This window comes from Rhodococcus oxybenzonivorans (genome assembly GCF_003130705.1).
Classification (GTDB): Bacteria; Actinomycetota; Actinomycetes; order Mycobacteriales; family Mycobacteriaceae; genus Rhodococcus_F; species Rhodococcus_F oxybenzonivorans.
The window spans coordinates 5795304-5810501 of record NZ_CP021354.1 but is presented as its reverse complement, the minus strand read 5'-3'; the positions used below and the strand labels follow the sequence as shown (position 1 = coordinate 5810501).

Sequence of the window (15198 nt, the reverse complement as noted above, 5' to 3'; positions counted from 1 at the left end):
GTGCGGCGACGGGTGCTCGCCGTCCTGCTGGTGTTCGCGGCCCTCGCGGTGGTGGCGTTCGCGGTTCCCCTCGCTCTGGCCACCGGCGCCGGGAGAACGCAGGCCCTCCGCTTGAGCCGGGAGGCGGATGCTACACATTTCGCCAGCCTCGCCGGGCAGACGCAGGCCCCCGGCAGTGCTGCGTTGTTGCGGGAGGAAGTGGCGCGCTACCACGAGTTGTACGGCGAGGGGGTTCTTATCGTGGACGCTCGGGGCGGCGTCCGCGCCGGAGCGGGACTGTCGCCGGCCGACCCGGGCGTGGGCGAGGCGATCACGGCCGGACTCCGAAATCAGAAGAAGGGCATCGGCGGTTCGCTGACACCGTGGTCGGCGGACCGTGTCCTCTCTGCCGTCCCCGTCGGCACCGGGGCGCAGGTCGACGGCGCCGTCGTCCTCGAGGTGTCCACCCGAGCGGCGCGCGAGTCGATCCGGACGTCGTGGCTGGTGATCACCGCCGGGGCGCTCGCGGCGCTGGTGGCGGTGACCGCTGTGGCCATCGCGCTGTCCCGGTGGACCGTTCGTCCACTCGGCGCACTGACTGCCGGCGTCGCTGCCCTCGCGGACGCCGTCCCGTCGCCGAAGCCGTGGACCCGTCGCACTGCCGGCAACTCCGCGGACCGCTACACCGGACCGCCGGAGGTGCAGGAACTTGCGCGGGCCTTCGACACCATGGCGGGCGCCGTTCAGGCTTCCGCCCACGCACAGCGCCGACTCATCGCCGATACCGCGCATCAACTTCGGAACCCGCTGGCGGCTTTACATATTCGATTGGATTCTCTCGGCCCGCACGTCCGCGAGGCGGGGGCGGAAACCTATCGCCGGACGAGTATGGAAGTGGACCGCCTCGGCGGAATCCTCGACGGACTGCTGGCATTGGCAGTCGCCGAGGCACCCGCCGAGACCTCGCACGGCGGCTGCGACGTCGGTGCAGTGGTCGCCGACCGGCTCGACGCGTGGGCGGAGGCGCTGGCGGAGTCGGGGATGGCCGCGACCTCGGACGGCACCGACGAGCCCTTGTTCGCCGACTTCCGGTCCAGTCAGCTCGCTCAGATCCTCGACGTGCTGCTCAGCAACGCGCACACCTATGCGGGTTCCGGGTCGACGGTGCGAATCGACACCCGGAAGACGGAGTCCGGCATCCGTATCCGGGTGAGCGATGACGGCGTCGGGGTGTCCGAAGACGAGGTCGACAAGTTGTCCTCGCGCTTCTTTCGCGGGTCCGGATCCGGCCGGCCGGGCACCGGTCTGGGGTTGTCCATCGCCACCGCTCTCGCTGACAACGGTGGTGGTTCCCTCACGGTGGCGGCCGCGCAGCCGCACGGTCTCGAGGTAACCGTGACGCTGCCGGAATCGCCCGACGGCAACGGGGAGGTGTTGTGATCTCCCGGCGCGAACTTCTCCGCGGACTCGCGGCCACCGCAGTGGCCACGGCGGCCGGGTCGGGCGCCGCCTGTTCCGGTGGCACCCGTGAACAGCTGCGACTCGCCGCCGGTGAGGAAGGCGGATTCTTCTGGGAGTTCGCACAGCTGACCGCTGCTGCCGCGGAGCGCGCCGACCTGGGCGTGACGATCGTCCCGCTGCGGACTGCCGGGTCCGTCGACAACCTCGCGGCGCTGGCGTCCGGGGAAGCAGAGCTCGCCCTGAGCCTCGCCGACGCCGCGGTGACGGCCATGGACGCTGCCGCGGTGACGGCCATGGACACTGCCGCGGTGTCGGCCATAGATGCCGCCGCCGACTTCACCGCCATCGGCAAGGTGTACGAAAACTACATGCAACTGGCGGTGCGCGCCGATTCCGAGATCAAGGACACGTCCCGACTTGCCGGAGCACGAATAAGTTTGGGAGCGCGAGGATCAGGCGCAGAACTCACCGCGGAACGAATTCTCGAGGTGCTGGGCCTCGGCCGCCCCGGCGACGTCACACGCCTGCACCTGTCGATGACGGATGCAGGCCACGCTCTGCGCGAAGGCAGCGTCGACGCCGTCCTGTGGGCGGGCGGAGTGCCCACACCATCGTTTGCAAACCTGGGTATCGCGCTGCGACTCCTCGATCTGTCCGCAGAACTCGACTTGCTGCGACAGCGGTTCGGCCCCCGATACGAGTCCGTGCTCATTCCGCCGGGTACCTACGGAAGTCAGACACCGGTCGCGACAATCGGATTGGCCAACCTTCTCCTCGCCGGCCGCACGGTGACCGACAAGGCTGCCGGTGCACTCGTGGAAGTGCTGATCGACCATGCCTCGGAACTGGTGCCGGATCAGGCGACGGGCAGCCAGTTCCTCGATCGGCAGTCGTTGATCGTCACCGCCGGAGTGCCGTTGCACCCTGGTGCCGCCGCGGCATACCGGCGGCACCACGGCTGAGGGCGCCGAAGGCGCCTGGTTACAGCCCCAGATCCTTCGCGATGATCGTCTTCATCACTTCGCTGGTGCCGCCGTAGATGCGGGACACCCGGGTGTCGGCGTAGAGGCGTGCGATGGGGTACTCGAGCACGTAACCGTATCCGCCGTGCAGCTGCAGGCACTTGTCGATCACCCGGCCCGCGGCCTCGGTGCAGAAAAGTTTGACCTTCGCCGCGTCGGGCACGGACAGTTCACCGGCATCGTGGAGTTCGAGTGCGCGATCGGCCATCAGCTGGATTGCTTCGACCTCGGTGGCGCACTCGGCGAGCACGAATTTGGTGTTCTGGAATGCTGCCACCGGTTTTCCGAAGACGTTGCGTTCCTTCACGTAGGCGAGGGCGTGTTGCAACGCGGCCGCGGCGGTGGCTGACGCGCCGAGCGCGATGGTCAGCCGCTCCTGCGCCAGGTTGTGGGTGAGGTAGCTGAATCCGGCACCCTCTTCACCGAGCCGATCCTCGACCGGAACCTTGACGTCCGTGAACGACAACTCGGCGGTATCGGACGCCTTGAGGCCGATCTTCTCGATCTTCCGGCCCACCGCGAAACCCTCGGCGGTGGTGTCGACGACGAGAATGGACAGCCCCGCCCGGCGGTTCTCCTGCGTGCTGGGAGCGGTGCGGCACACCACGAGAATGCGGTCGGCGAGCGCGCCGCCGGTGATGAACGTCTTGGCGCCGTTCAACACGTAATGGCTGCCGTCCTCCGACAGCTTCGCGGAAGTCGCGATGTTGGCGAGGTCGGAACCGGTACCGGGTTCGGTCATCGCGATGGCGAACATGATGTCGCCGGAAGCGAATCCCGGGAGCCAGCGCTGCTTCTGCTCATCGTTCGCGTATTCGACCAGGTACGGCAGGATCAAATTGGTGTGCACCGAGAAGCTGCCGAACGTGACACCGGCCGCCGCCGTCTCCTCACCGACTACCGCGGAGAACTTGAAACTCTTCTCGCCGCCCCCGCCGTACTCCTCAGGCACCTGGATGCCCAGCACACCGAGCTCGCCGAGCCGACGATAGAAATCACGCGGGGGATGTCCCTGTACCTCCCAATCATGGTGGACGGGAGCCACTTCCTTGGCGATGAAGTCGCGGATCGTCTTCCGGAACGCCTCGTGATCTTCGTTGAACACCGTACGCTGCACGGATCTCTCCTTCGATTTACAGTGCGTAACTACGCAGTACGCCCTTGCTGATGATCGTCTTCTGAATCTCGCTGGTGCCTTCGCCGATGAGCAGGAACGGTGCCTCACGCATGAGCCGCTCGATCTCGTACTCCTTCGAGTAACCGTAACCGCCGTGGATACGGAAGCTGGCCTGGGTGACCTCCGAGCAGTACTCGCTGGTGAGGTACTTGGCCATGCCGGCGGCCACGTCGTTGCGTTCGCCGGAGTCCTTCAGTCGTGCCGCATTGACCATCATCAGATGTGCCGCTTCGACCTTCGTCGCCATCTCGGCGAGGCTGAACGCGATCGCCTGATGCTGCGCGATCGGCTTACCGAACGTACTGCGCTGCTGCGCATATCGGGCCGCCAGCTCGAACGCGCGGATCGCCACACCGCACGCGCGCGCGGACACGTTGACCCGTCCGACCTCGATCCCGTCCATCATCTGGAAGAAGCCTCGACCCGGTGTGCCACCGAGGATGTCATCGGCCGCGGCGGTGTAGTTGTCGAACAGGAGCTCGGTGGTGTCGATGCCCTTGTACCCCATTTTGTCGATCTTTCCGGGGATGGTGATGCCCGGGACCACCTCACCGAATCCGGCGGGCTTCTCGATGAGGAATGCGGTGAGATTGTCGTGCTTCTTGGCGGCACCTTCCTCGGTACGAACCAGGGCGGCGACGAGGGTGGAGCTGCCACCGTTGGTCAGCCACATCTTCTGGCCGTTGATGACGTAGTTTCCGTCGGCGCCGCGCTTGGCCTTGGTGCGGATGGCGGCGACGTCGGAGCCGAGTTCCGGCTCGGACATCGAGAAGGCCCCGCGAACCTCACCCGTAGCCATCCGGGGCAGGTAGTGCTCCTTCTGGGCATCGGTGCCGTGCTGACGCAGCATGTAGGCGACGATGAAGTGAGTGTTGATCACCCCGGAGACGCTCATCCAGCCCCGCGCGAGTTCCTCGACGCACAGGGCATAGGTGAGGAGGGATTCGCCGAGGCCGCCGTACTCCTCCGGGATCATCAGCCCGAACAGGCCCATGTCGCGCATCTTGTCGACGATGGCCTGCGGGTAGGTGTCGGAATGCTCGAGTTCCTGTGCGACGGGGATGACGTCGCGATCGACGAAGGTTCGCACGGTGTCGATGATCTCGGTCTGGAACTCGGTGAGGCCGAGAGTCTGGGCGAGGCGGCTCATAGGGGTCCTTCGAATACGAGTTGTACCGAGCAGGGGAGTGCGGAACCGGGGCGCGGACGAGCGCCTCGGGAGCCGCGAGGTCGGATTTCAGCTTGCCCGACTTCCCGTGGAGCGGCTAGAGGCCGTCGGCTATCGGTCGGATAGCGCACTTCAATGCTTCTTGCATCTGCCTGTGACCTGCGGGGGCCCTGACCCATAGGTAGTGGCAGCCGGTGCGTTCGCCGAGTGCGTATTGATCGGGTGGGCCCGCATCCGTTGAATGGGCTTGACGCTGTGACCTGCACCACCCATTCTCCGAAGGGATCACCAGGTGACCCACTCCACCGCCACCCTCGACGCACCCGTCGACATCGGCTCCGAGTCCCGCCGCCGTGCGTGGGGCTTGACCGCCCTCCTCGTGTTGCTCTACGTCGTCAACTATGCCGACAAGGCCGTACTCGGCATCATCGCTCAACCCCTCGCCCAGGAGCTGGGACTGAGCTCCTCCCAGATCGGTCTGGTCGGGAGCTTGTTCTTCCTGACCTTCACGGTCGGCGGATTCTTCGCAGGCGTGCTCAACCGATGGATGTCCCTGCGGTGGGCGCTCGTGCTGCTCGCGCTGGCCTGGTCGGTGGCCATGCTGCCGCTCGTCGTCGCCGCAAGCTTCGTGGTGCTACTCGGCAGCCGGCTACTCCTCGGCCTCGCCGAGGGCCCGAGCTCGGCGCTGCTGCACACCGGGGCGTACTCCTGGCACGCGCCCGCAAAACGCGGACTGCCCAGCGCACTGTTGGCCGGCGCGGCGTCCATCGCGAAGATCGCCGTTGCTCCGGCACTCGCATTCGTCACCGTCACATTCGGCTGGCGCTACGCCCTGATCGCGCTGTCGGTGATCGGGGTCGTGTGGTGTGCCGTCTGGCTGACCGCGTGGTCCGAGGGTCCCTACATTCGCAGTGGCAAGAGCGCGACCACCGATGCCGACGGTGACGCCGAGGAGCCCGCCGTACCGTGGAGTCGAATCTTCACGACACGCACGTTCATCAGCGGCGCCCTCCTCGTCATGAGCGTGTATGCACTGGTCGCAGTGGTGCTCACCTGGCTGCCCTCGTACTTCGAGGTGGGCCTCGGGTACAGCCGCCTGCAGGCCGGATCGATGTTCGCCTTCCCGAGCATCGCGGGACTGATCCTGATGCTCCTCACCTCCGTGATCGGCGACCGCCTCCTGGTGCGCGGCTCGACGTCCCGGATCGTGCGGATCATCGTGCCGGCCGTCGGGGTGCTCATCTGCGGCGCGATCCTGCTTGCCCTGCCGTCCATCGACACCCCCGCCCTGGCCGTGCTCGTGGTGTCGGTCGGGTACGGTTTCGCCGCCTCGGTGTTCCCGCTGCTCAACTCCGCGATCTCCGAGATCTGCCCGCCGCGTCAGACGGCCGGCACGCTCGGGGTGTTCCTCGCGATCATGGCGGTCGGCGGCCTCGTCGCCCCGTATGCGACCGGCCTGATCGTCGACGCCGCCAGTTCGCCCGCCGCGGGCTACGCGACCGCGTTCCAAGCGCTCGGTCTGGTCGCCGCGGTATGCGCCGTCCTCGCGTTGATCCTGGCCAACCCGGAACGCGACAAGAAACTGGTTCGAGGCGACAGTGTGGGGAGCACACGATGAATGACGCAGTAATTATCGACGCAGTCCGCACACCGATCGGCCGGCGCGGAGGGTCCCTTTCGGATATTCATCCGGCCAATGTGTCGGCCCACGTGCTCGAAGCCCTCGTTGCCCGTACCGGTCTCTCCCCGGATGAGGTCGGCGACGTCATCTGGGGCTGCGTCAGCCAGGCAGGCGAGCAGGCGGGCAACGTCGCCCGGACCGCGGTGCTCGCCGCCGGCTGGCCCGAGAAGGTGCCCGGCACCACGCTCACCCGGGCGTGCGGATCGAGTCAGCAGGCGGTGAGCTTCGCCGCCGCGACCGTAATCGCCGGCCACGAGGACATCGTCGTCGCCGGCGGTGTCGAATCGATGAGCCGCGTTCCGATGGGCAGTGCCAGCAAGAACGGCGAGCACTTCCCCGCAACCGTTCTCGACCGGTACGGCGTCGACGGCTTCAGCCAGGGCACCGGCGCAGAAATGGTGGCAGCGAAATGGGGATTGACTCGTCGGGTGCTCGACGAATACGCACTCCGCTCTCACGAACTCGCGGCGCGTGCCGCTGACCGCGGCGCCTTCGACGGGCAACTCGCGCCGATACCCGGCGTACTCGAGGGTGATGAGGGAATCCGCCGCGGTGGTTCGCTCGAGTCCCTCGCGAAACTGAAGACCGTGTTCAAGGACGACGGCGTGATCCACGCGGGCAACTCGTCGCAGATCTCCGACGGCGCGGGGGCGTTGTTGATCACCACGAGTGACAAGGCTGCGCAGCTGGGACTGCGTCCGATGGCCCGGATACACACCAGCGCGGTGGTGGGTGACGACCCCGTCATCATGCTTACCGGTCCCATCGCAGCCACGGACAAAGCCCTCTCGCGGGCAGGACTGACCATCGAGGACATCGGCGCGTTCGAGGTCAACGAGGCCTTCGCTCCGGTTCCGCTGGCTTGGCAGGCGGAGACCGGTGCCGCCATGGACCGGCTGAACCCGGTCGGCGGCGCCATCGCCGTCGGCCACCCGCTCGGTGGATCGGGGGCGATCCTGATGACCCGGCTGGTCCATCACATGCGCGACAACGGCATCCGATACGGCCTCCAGACCATGTGTGAGGCAGGCGGACTCGCCAACGCCACCATTCTCGAACTTCTCTGAACCACCACTTTTCCGAAGGGACCCCACAGGCAATGGAACTCAAAGGCATCTCCACCGCGGTGACCGGCGGCGCGTCGGGACTCGGACTTGCCACCGCCCGTCGACTGGTGGACGCCGGGGCTCAGGTGACGCTCATCGACCTTCCCCACTCCGAGGGTGCGGCGGCGGCGAAAGAACTCGGCAGCGCAGCGCAGTTCGCCGCGGCCGATATCACCGACCCCGAACAATTCGCGGCGGCCCTCGATGTCGCCGACGAACGAGGCGGACTGCGCGGCATCGTGCACTGCGCCGGCGCGGGACGACGAATGCGGATCCTGGACAACGACGGCAAGGCCGGCTCGCTCGAGGATTTCGAGTTCGTGATTCGCCTCAACCTCGTCGGCTCCTTCAACGCTCTGCGGTTGGGAGCGGAACGGATCGCCCGCCACGACGAGATCGACGGCGAGCGCGGCGCGATCGTGCTGACCGCCTCCGTCGCGGCATTCGAAGGTCAGATCGGCCAGATCAACTACACGGCGTCGAAGGCGGGCATCGTTGGTATGACCGTCACGGCGGCGCGGGATCTGGCCAGCCGAAACATCCGGGTGTGCACCATCGCCCCGGGAATCATGGACACCCCGCTCCTCGCGCGACTGCGCGAAGACGTGCGGGCGTCGCTCGAGAAATCCGTACCCAGCCCGTCGCGGCTGGGCAAGCCCAGTGAGTTCGGGCAACTCGCCTGCTCCATCCTCGAGAACGGCTACCTCAACGGTGAGACCATCCGCCTCGACGGTGCCATCCGCATGGCACCCCGCTGACCAGTGAGGACCCACGTGAACAAGCTGGTATTGCACTACCCGGATCTGACGATGGCGGCCTTTCCGCCCAGCATGGCGGCCCTGTACGGAGACCGGGCCGCGGTAGTCGACGGCGACACGGTGTGCACCTACCGTGAACTCGACCAGCGGTCGGGTGCATTCGCGTCCGCATTGCGGGACGCCGGTGTGACCGAGCGTGATGTGTTGCTCCTGCACCTCGGCAACTGCATCGAGTTCGTGGTCGCGTACTACGGCGCCCTGCGGGCCGGTGCGACCGTCACCCTGGTCAACCCGCTGCAACCCGTGCCGGGACTCCGCACACAGATCGTGGACACGGGTGCGGTCGCGGCCGTGACCCAGCCCGGACAACTGGACAACCTCACCGCGGCTGCCGACGGCACCACCGTCCGCACGATCGTGGTGGCGGGACTGCCCGCCGGGCGAGGTCGCGGTCAGTTCGGATTCGACGAGTTCGTCCGCGGGTACGTCGCCACACCGTTCCCTTCGAAGGTGACCGGAGACGACGTGGCCCACCTCGCCTACACGGGCGGCACCACCGGATTGTCGAAAGGTGTTCGGGTACTGCACCGCAACGTCCTCGCCAACGTGATCCAGATGGTCGCCTGGCGAGCGGGACACGCGGTGCTCGCCAGCGCTGACGGTGGTATCGAGTTGCGACCTCTCGCGGAACTGGGGGATCGCGGTGTGGAACCCGGGGTCGGGGCGACGGTCGTCGTGTCGCCGCTGTTCCATGCCCACGCCCTGATCAACATGTCGTTCCTGCTGCTCTGCGGCGCGACTCAGGTGTTCGCCGGCCGGTTCGAACCCGGCAGGATGCTGGAGCTGATCGAGAAGCACCGTGCCACCTACATCACGGGAAGCCCGGCAATGTGGCACGCGGTCGCCACTCATCCCGACGCGGCGACCCGGAACACCGATTCGGTGCGCGTCGTCTCCTCCGGTGCGGCCCCGATCGACCACGTCACACTCGAGGCACTCGGCCGCGCGTTCCCCTCGGCGAAAGTGGTCGAGGGGTACGGGTTGACGGAAGGCACATGTCTTATCGCATCCGCGCCGCTGACCGGAGCCGACGCATACAAGCTAGGGAGTGTGGGTCTGCCGGTGTTCGACACCGAAGTGCAGATCCGTGCGGCCGACGATTCCGGGGCCGTACTCGACGCCCACACCCGCGGCAAGCTGTGGGTCCGCGGCCCGCAGGTCACCGACGGTTACCTGAATCAGCCCGAGATCACCGCGCAGCAGTACGTCGACGGCTGGCTCGATACCGGTGACATCGCGTACGTCGACGAGGACGGTTACCTGTTCATCTGCGACCGCACCAAGGACATGCTGATCTACAAGGGCTACAACGTGTATCCGCGTGAGCTCGAGGAGATTTTGGTCTCGCACCCGGACGTCTCCTCCGCTGCCGTCGTCGGCAGAGAGGCCGGCAGCGTCGGTCAGGAGCCGGTAGCGTTCGTCGTCCCGATGCCGGGGGCGGCGGTCGATCCGGATGCGGTGTCGGCGTTCGTGGCCGAGCGGGTGCTGCCGTACAAGAAGGTGCGTGACGTGGTGGTGGTCGAACAGTTGCCGACGTCGGCGGCGGGAAAGATCCTCAAAACGACTCTGCGGAAGTTGCTCGAGGTCGCGGCTACCTAGAGGACCGCGAAAGTAACCGGCCCCCAACCGCTCTCAGCGGTGGGGGCCGGTTGTTATTTCTTCAGCGTTGCGCGCGCTTGACCAGGCCTCGTCCGATGATGAGCCGCTGGATCTCGCTGGTGCCCTCGTAGAGGCGCAGGAGACGGACGTCACGGTAGATGCGTTCGACGGGGACGTCCCGCATGTACCCGGTGCCACCGTGGATCTGCACCGCCAGGTCGGCGACCTTGCCCACCATCTCCGTGCAGAAAAGCTTGGCGACCGACGGCGCGATGCGCCGGTCCTCACCGGACACCCACGCCCGGGCGGCGTCCCGGACGAGTGCCCGCCCCGCCATCACGCCGGTCTGCTGATCGGCGATCATGGCCTGCACCAGCTGAAAGTCGCCGATCGCGCTGCCGCCCTGAGTAGCGGTGGCGGCGTACGCCACCGACTCGTCGAGTGCGCGCTGGGCCGCACCCACCGACAGCGCGGCGATGTGCACCCGGCCGCGCGCCAGCGACGTCATCGCGGCACGGTAGCCGACGTCCTCGCTTCCCCCGACGAGAGCGGAATCAGGCACGCACACATCGGTGAAATGCACGTCCGCGGTCCAGGCCCCTTCCTGGCCCATCTTGCGGTCCTTCGCGCCTACCTGCACTCCGTCGGCGTCGGCGGGGACGAGGAACACGGCGATGCCGGTGCCGTCCGCGTCTGCGGGGCGGGTGCGGGCGAACACGACGAACAGGTCCGCGAGTGGTGCATTGGTGATGAACCGCTTCTCGCCGTTGATGATCCAGCCGTCGCCGGTCCGCGTCGCCTTGGTGCGCAGTCCCGCGGGGTCCGACCCCGCGCCCGGTTCGGTGAGCGCGAACGACGCCACCACCTCGCCCGACGCGATGCGCTCGAGCCACGTCTCTTTCTGCTCGTCCGTGCCGAACGCCACGAGCACCTGCCCGGCGATGCCGTTGTTGGTACCGAACATGGAGCGCAGGGACAGCGACGTGTAACCGAGCTCCATCGCCAGTTCCACATCCTGCGTCAGGTCCAAGCCGAGTCCGCCCCACTCCTGCGGGATCGCGTACCCGAACAGCCCCATCGCTTTGGCAGCCTCGCGGATGTCGTCGGGGATCGCGTCGGCATCCATGATCTCCTGCTCGCGGGGAACCACAGCGGAGCGAACGAAACTGCGCGTCTGGGCGAGGATGTCCTGAAAATCGTCGTCGCCGACCTGAGATGTGGTCATGGAATCACCGGCCTGCAAAGTTGTCATGAAGTCACTGTCGGATGGTAGTCGCCGCATGTCCAATACGAATCGGACCACGCCGCCATAGGAGATCCCGATGATTCCGACCCGTCCAGGAGGGTTCTGCGCCGATATATTCGGCTGGTGCCGGAAACCCCCGAGTGGCGGGAGGGCACTCGTCATGTCGAAAGGACTTCCATGGAACTGCTCGCCAACCGCACCGCCGTCGTCACCGGAGGCGCTCAGGGTATCGGCTTCGAAATCGCCCGGACCTTTGTCGAGGCCGGCGCCCGTGTGGTGATCGGTGACCTCGACCTCGACGCCGCCACGGCAGCAGCCGACAAGCTCGGTGGCGCGGACGTCGCCCACGCCGTCCGATGCAACGTTGTGCACGCCGAGCAGGTCGACGAGATGCTGGGCGCAGCCGTCCAACGCTTCGGCTCGCTCGACGTGATGGTCAACAACGCCGGCATCACCCGCGACGCGACCATGCGCACCATGACCGAAAACGACTTCGACCTGGTCATCGACGTGCACCTGAAGGGTACCTGGAACGGGACGCGCAAGGCGGCCGCCATCATGCGGGAGGCCAAGCGCGGCGCCATCGTCAACATCTCCTCGCTGTCCGGCAAGGTCGGCATGGTGGGGCAGACGAACTACTCGGCGGCCAAGGCGGGCATCGTCGGGCTCAGCAAAGCTGCGGCCAAGGAGCTGGCCCATCACGGTGTCAGGGTCAATGCGATCGCGCCGGGACTCATCAGGTCGGCCATGACCGAGGCCATGCCGCAGAAGGCGTGGGACCAGAAGATGAGCGAAATCCCGATTGGGCGTGCAGGCGAGGCCGGCGAGGTAGCGAACGTTGCCCTGTTCCTCGCCTCCGACCTCTCGTCGTACATGACCGGCACGGTCCTCGAAGTCACAGGTGGACGCTTCATGTGACGCGCACCCACCCTCCCGACATTTCCCCGAAAGGCCATCATGCGTGAAGTCGTCATCTGCGAACCCGTCCGCACTCCCATCGGACGGTACGGCGGCATGTTCCAGTCCCTCACCGCCGTCGATCTCGGTGTCGCTGCTCTGAAAGGACTGCTCGACCGCACAGGCGTCGAGCCGTCCGACATCGAGGACGTCGTCCTCGGCCACTGCAACGCGAACAGTGAGGCGCCTGCCATCGGCCGTGTAATAGCGCTGGATGCGGGGCTACCGATCACCGTGCCCGGCATGCACATCGACCGCAGATGCGGATCCGGTCTGCAGGCCGTCATCCAGGCGGCGATGCAAGTGGCGGCCGGTGACAACGACCTCGTGGTAGCCGGGGGCACCGAGTCGATGAGCAACGCGTCCTTCTATTCCACCGATATGCGTTGGGGTGGAGCGCGATCCGGTGTGCAGATGCACGACAGCCTCGTGCGCGCCCGGTCCACCGCGGGCGGCCGCTTCTACCCGGTTCCCGGGGGAATGATCGAGACGGCGGAAAACCTGCGCCGCGAATACGGCATCTCACGCACCGAGCAGGACGAGCTCGCGGTGTCTTCACACACCAGGGCCGTAACGGCCCAGAAGAACGGCATCCTCGCCGAAGAGATTGTGCCGGTGACCGTGCGCAGCCGCGCCGGTGAGCAGGTGATCGACACCGACGAGCATCCTCGTCCCGACATCTCACTCGAATCGCTGGCTGCCCTGAAACCGATTCTGGGCAAGACCGATCCGGAATCCACTGTGACCGCCGGCAACGCCAGCGGGCAGAATGACGCTGCAGCAATGTGTTTCGTCACCACGATGCAGACCGCGGAACGGCTCGGTCTGCGTCCGCTCGTGCGTATGGTGTCCTGGGGCGCGGCCGGTGTCGCACCGAAGATCATGGGCATCGGTCCGGTCCCGGCCACCGAGGTCGCGCTGCGCAAGGCCGGGCTCGCCCTCTCCGACATCGACCTGATCGAACTCAACGAAGCGTTCGCGGCGCAAGCGCTGGCCGTGATGCGCGAATGGGATTTCGGCGCAGCGGATCTGGATCGCACCAATGTCCACGGTTCCGGAATCTCCCTCGGTCATCCTGTCGGTGCGACGGGTGTACGGATGCTGGCAAGCCTGGCCCGGGAACTGGATCGCCGTGACGCGCGGTACGGGCTCGAGACGATGTGCATCGGTGGTGGGCAGGGCCTGGCCGCAGTGTTCGAACGAGTGGCGTAGACGCTAATTCCCCTGTGGGCCTGTGCCACGCGCGCGGATGAGTTCCACGAACGCGCGTCCCACGGGGGAGAGCGTTTCCGGATCGAAGGCGATCCCGAATCTCCGGGCGAATCTGGGCTCTACTTCGCGCACGATCGCGCGGTCGCGGGCCGACTCCGCAATCGACCTCTCCACCAGGGTGCCGCCGATTCCGGCAAGTACCAGGGGAAGTCGCGCCTCCCGGTGATCGGACAACACGGCCAGGGGCGGCCGTGCCCCCGCGTGGCGAATCGCCTCTTCGATTTCGTCGGCGAGGGAGTGACCGCGGGGCACGAACACCATGGGCACTTTGGGAAGTGCGGACAGCGGGACCGGTCCGTCCGGGACCTCGGTGTCGGCGGGATACACGAGCCAGTACTCCTGCTCACCCAGCTCCACCACGTCGAGGCCGTCTTCGTCGAGGGGCAGGTGTGCGACGACGAACTCGCAGTGCCCGTCCTCGATCAGGGAGGCGGCCTGTGCTTCGGATTTCAGCTCACCGAACCGCACCGCCACTTTCGGGTAGGCCTGCCGGAACTCGGCGACCAGGTCGACGAGCGGGCCGAGGACCAGGGCGGGAAACGCCATCACGTCGAGGCGGCCGGCGAGTTCTCCGTCGGCGGTGGCGAGCAGATCCTCGACGGCGGTGACGTCGCGCAGGATCTGGCGGCTCGGGCCCACCATGCTTCGTCCGGCGGCGCTGAGAACCATGCCCCGGCCGATGCGATGGAACAGTTGCACGCCCAGTTCCCGCTCGAGACCCCGCAATGCCTGGGAGATGGTCGGCTGGGCGACGCCCAATGATGCGGCGGCACCGCCTATGCCCTCGTGCTCGACGACGGCGAGGAAGTACTCGACCTGACGTAACTCCATGTGCTCAGCCCCTTGTCGACGTGTCGTGTGCGCTCGCGACGAACGCTGCGGCCGCCGGCGAACTCGGTCCGGAGCGCTGCACCAGGCCGACGGGCCGGGTCAACCGCGGTGACAACGACCGGATCGTCACACCGCGCAGTTCCTGTTCGGCGACGACACGGGGAAGGACGGTCGCTCCCGCCCCGCGCTGGACCAGGTCCCAGGTGGCGCTCGGATGCGAGCAGTCGATGACGACGTTGTCCGTGTTTTCCCCGAGGAGTTCGAAGATCAGCGCCGCGTCACTCTTGTCACCCAGGTCCTGAATCAACGGGACCTGACGCAGGGCAGAGCGGGGTACGGGGTCGGGAAGGGCGGCTGCGAGCTGGTCGGGCACGGCAAGCACCAGCTCCTGCTCGCCGATCGGGACCGACAGCAGAGCACTGTGATCCACGGACAGGTCGATCACCCCGAGCTCCGCCTCACCGCGTCGCAACGCCCCGAGGACGCCGGTAGGGCCGTCGCTGTCGATGATGCGGACCGTGATCCGCGGATACTGCCGGCGGAATCGGCGGACCAGTCCGACGATCGGGTCGATCGAGAACGCCGAGTACGTGACCACGTCGACCCGGCCGGATTCGAGTTCACGGACCGCCGCCACCTTCGCCTTCGCCCGTTCGACATCGGTGAGGATGCGCCGCGCCGCCACGTCCAGTGTCCGGCCCGCCTCGGTCAGCTCGAGCCGTCGGCCCGTGCGATCGAACAGGGTTACCCCGAGGCGACGTTCGAGAGTGCGAATGGCCTGCGACAGCGACGGTTGGGAGATGTACAGGGACTGCGCCGCCCTGGTGATCCCGCCGTGATCGACTACCGCGACGAAATAGGTGACGAGATGCAGGTCCACC

13 protein-coding genes are annotated in these 15198 nt (G+C 66.9%); 8 read left to right on the top strand and 5 right to left on the bottom strand.

Annotation, left to right across the window (positions count from 1 at the left end):
- Nucleotides 1-1419, top strand: coding sequence for a sensor histidine kinase (locus CBI38_RS26830; protein ID WP_109333696.1), 1419 nt, complete (start codon nt 1-3; stop codon nt 1417-1419).
- Nucleotides 1416-2402 (top strand): TAXI family TRAP transporter solute-binding subunit, encoded by a 987-nt coding sequence (locus tag CBI38_RS26825; protein WP_109333694.1) that lies wholly within the window; start codon nt 1416-1418, stop codon nt 2400-2402. The genes CBI38_RS26830 and CBI38_RS26825 overlap by 4 nt, the downstream gene beginning before the upstream one ends.
- Before the next feature lie 19 nt (nt 2403-2421).
- On the opposite strand, the gene CBI38_RS26820 is transcribed toward CBI38_RS26825, so the two are convergent.
- On the bottom strand, nt 2422-3579 hold the full coding sequence (locus CBI38_RS26820) for an acyl-CoA dehydrogenase family protein (protein WP_109333693.1): 1158 nt from the start codon (nt 3577-3579) through the stop codon (nt 2422-2424).
- 16 nt (nt 3580-3595) lie between these two features.
- Nucleotides 3596-4789, bottom strand: coding sequence for an acyl-CoA dehydrogenase family protein (locus tag CBI38_RS26815; protein WP_109333691.1), 1194 nt, complete (start codon nt 4787-4789; stop codon nt 3596-3598).
- Nucleotides 4790-5099: 310 nt separating this feature from the next.
- Between CBI38_RS26815 and CBI38_RS26810 the strand changes: the two genes are divergently transcribed.
- From CBI38_RS26810 to CBI38_RS26795, 4 genes are read left to right on the top strand one after another with little or no spacing between them, the layout of a single operon-like run.
- Nucleotides 5100-6425, top strand: a complete 1326-nt coding sequence (locus CBI38_RS26810; protein WP_109333689.1) for an MFS transporter — start codon at nt 5100-5102, stop codon at nt 6423-6425.
- Complete coding sequence (locus tag CBI38_RS26805; RefSeq protein WP_109333687.1) at nt 6422-7555, top strand: thiolase family protein; 1134 nt, start codon at nt 6422-6424, stop codon at nt 7553-7555. Before CBI38_RS26810 ends, CBI38_RS26805 begins: the two co-directional genes overlap by 4 nt.
- Nucleotides 7556-7587: 32 nt before the next feature.
- Nucleotides 7588-8352 carry an SDR family NAD(P)-dependent oxidoreductase gene (locus CBI38_RS26800; protein WP_109333685.1) on the top strand — a complete coding sequence of 255 codons (765 nt, stop codon included), beginning with the start codon at nt 7588-7590 and terminating at the stop codon, nt 8350-8352.
- Nucleotides 8353-8403: 51 nt separating this feature from the next.
- Nucleotides 8404-10011, top strand: a complete 1608-nt coding sequence (locus CBI38_RS26795) for a class I adenylate-forming enzyme family protein (RefSeq protein ID WP_109335390.1) — start codon at nt 8404-8406, stop codon at nt 10009-10011.
- Nucleotides 10012-10072: 61 nt separating this feature from the next.
- On the opposite strand, the gene CBI38_RS26790 is transcribed toward CBI38_RS26795, so the two are convergent.
- On the bottom strand, nt 10073-11236 hold the full coding sequence (locus tag CBI38_RS26790) for an acyl-CoA dehydrogenase family protein (RefSeq protein WP_109335389.1): 1164 nt from the start codon (nt 11234-11236) through the stop codon (nt 10073-10075).
- Between the two features lie 198 nt (nt 11237-11434).
- Here CBI38_RS26790 and fabG point away from each other — a divergent pair, with 198 nt between their 5' ends.
- On the top strand, nt 11435-12175 hold the full coding sequence (fabG, locus tag CBI38_RS26785; protein WP_109333683.1) for a 3-oxoacyl-ACP reductase FabG: 741 nt from the start codon (nt 11435-11437) through the stop codon (nt 12173-12175).
- Nucleotides 12176-12214: 39 nt separating this feature from the next.
- On the top strand, nt 12215-13426 hold the full coding sequence (locus CBI38_RS26780) for an acetyl-CoA C-acetyltransferase (protein WP_109333681.1): 1212 nt from the start codon (nt 12215-12217) through the stop codon (nt 13424-13426).
- A 3-nt stretch (nt 13427-13429) separates the two neighbouring features.
- On the opposite strand, the gene CBI38_RS26775 is transcribed toward CBI38_RS26780, so the two are convergent.
- Together CBI38_RS26775 and CBI38_RS26770 are read right to left on the bottom strand one after the other, a co-directional pair.
- A complete protein-coding gene (locus CBI38_RS26775) occupies nt 13430-14317 on the bottom strand; it encodes a LysR family transcriptional regulator (protein WP_109333679.1) in 888 nt (295 codons plus the stop codon).
- 4 nt (nt 14318-14321) lie between these two features.
- The gene (locus tag CBI38_RS26770) at nt 14322-15197 is read right to left on the bottom strand and encodes a LysR family transcriptional regulator (RefSeq protein ID WP_109333677.1); all 876 of its coding nucleotides are present in this window, start codon (nt 15195-15197) and stop codon (nt 14322-14324) included.
- Nucleotide 15198: the final 1 nt, after the last annotated feature.

Excerpts from the sequence above, each read along its gene's own strand:
- CBI38_RS26815 (WP_109333691.1), bottom strand. The coding sequence starts at position 4,789 with ATGAGCCGCCTCGCCCAGACTCTCGGCCTCACCGAGTTCCAGACCGAG.
- CBI38_RS26805 (WP_109333687.1), top strand. The coding sequence starts at position 6,422 with ATGAATGACGCAGTAATTATCGACGCAGTCCGCACACCGATCGGCCGG.
- CBI38_RS26800 (WP_109333685.1), top strand. The coding sequence starts at position 7,588 with ATGGAACTCAAAGGCATCTCCACCGCGGTGACCGGCGGCGCGTCGGGA.
- CBI38_RS26795 (WP_109335390.1), top strand. The coding sequence starts at position 8,404 with ATGGCGGCCTTTCCGCCCAGCATGGCGGCCCTGTACGGAGACCGGGCC.
- CBI38_RS26790 (WP_109335389.1), bottom strand. The coding sequence starts at position 11,236 with ATGACCACATCTCAGGTCGGCGACGACGATTTTCAGGACATCCTCGCC.
- fabG (WP_109333683.1), top strand. The coding sequence starts at position 11,435 with ATGGAACTGCTCGCCAACCGCACCGCCGTCGTCACCGGAGGCGCTCAG.
- CBI38_RS26780 (WP_109333681.1), top strand. The coding sequence starts at position 12,215 with ATGCGTGAAGTCGTCATCTGCGAACCCGTCCGCACTCCCATCGGACGG.
- CBI38_RS26775 (WP_109333679.1), bottom strand. The coding sequence starts at position 14,317 with ATGGAGTTACGTCAGGTCGAGTACTTCCTCGCCGTCGTCGAGCACGAG.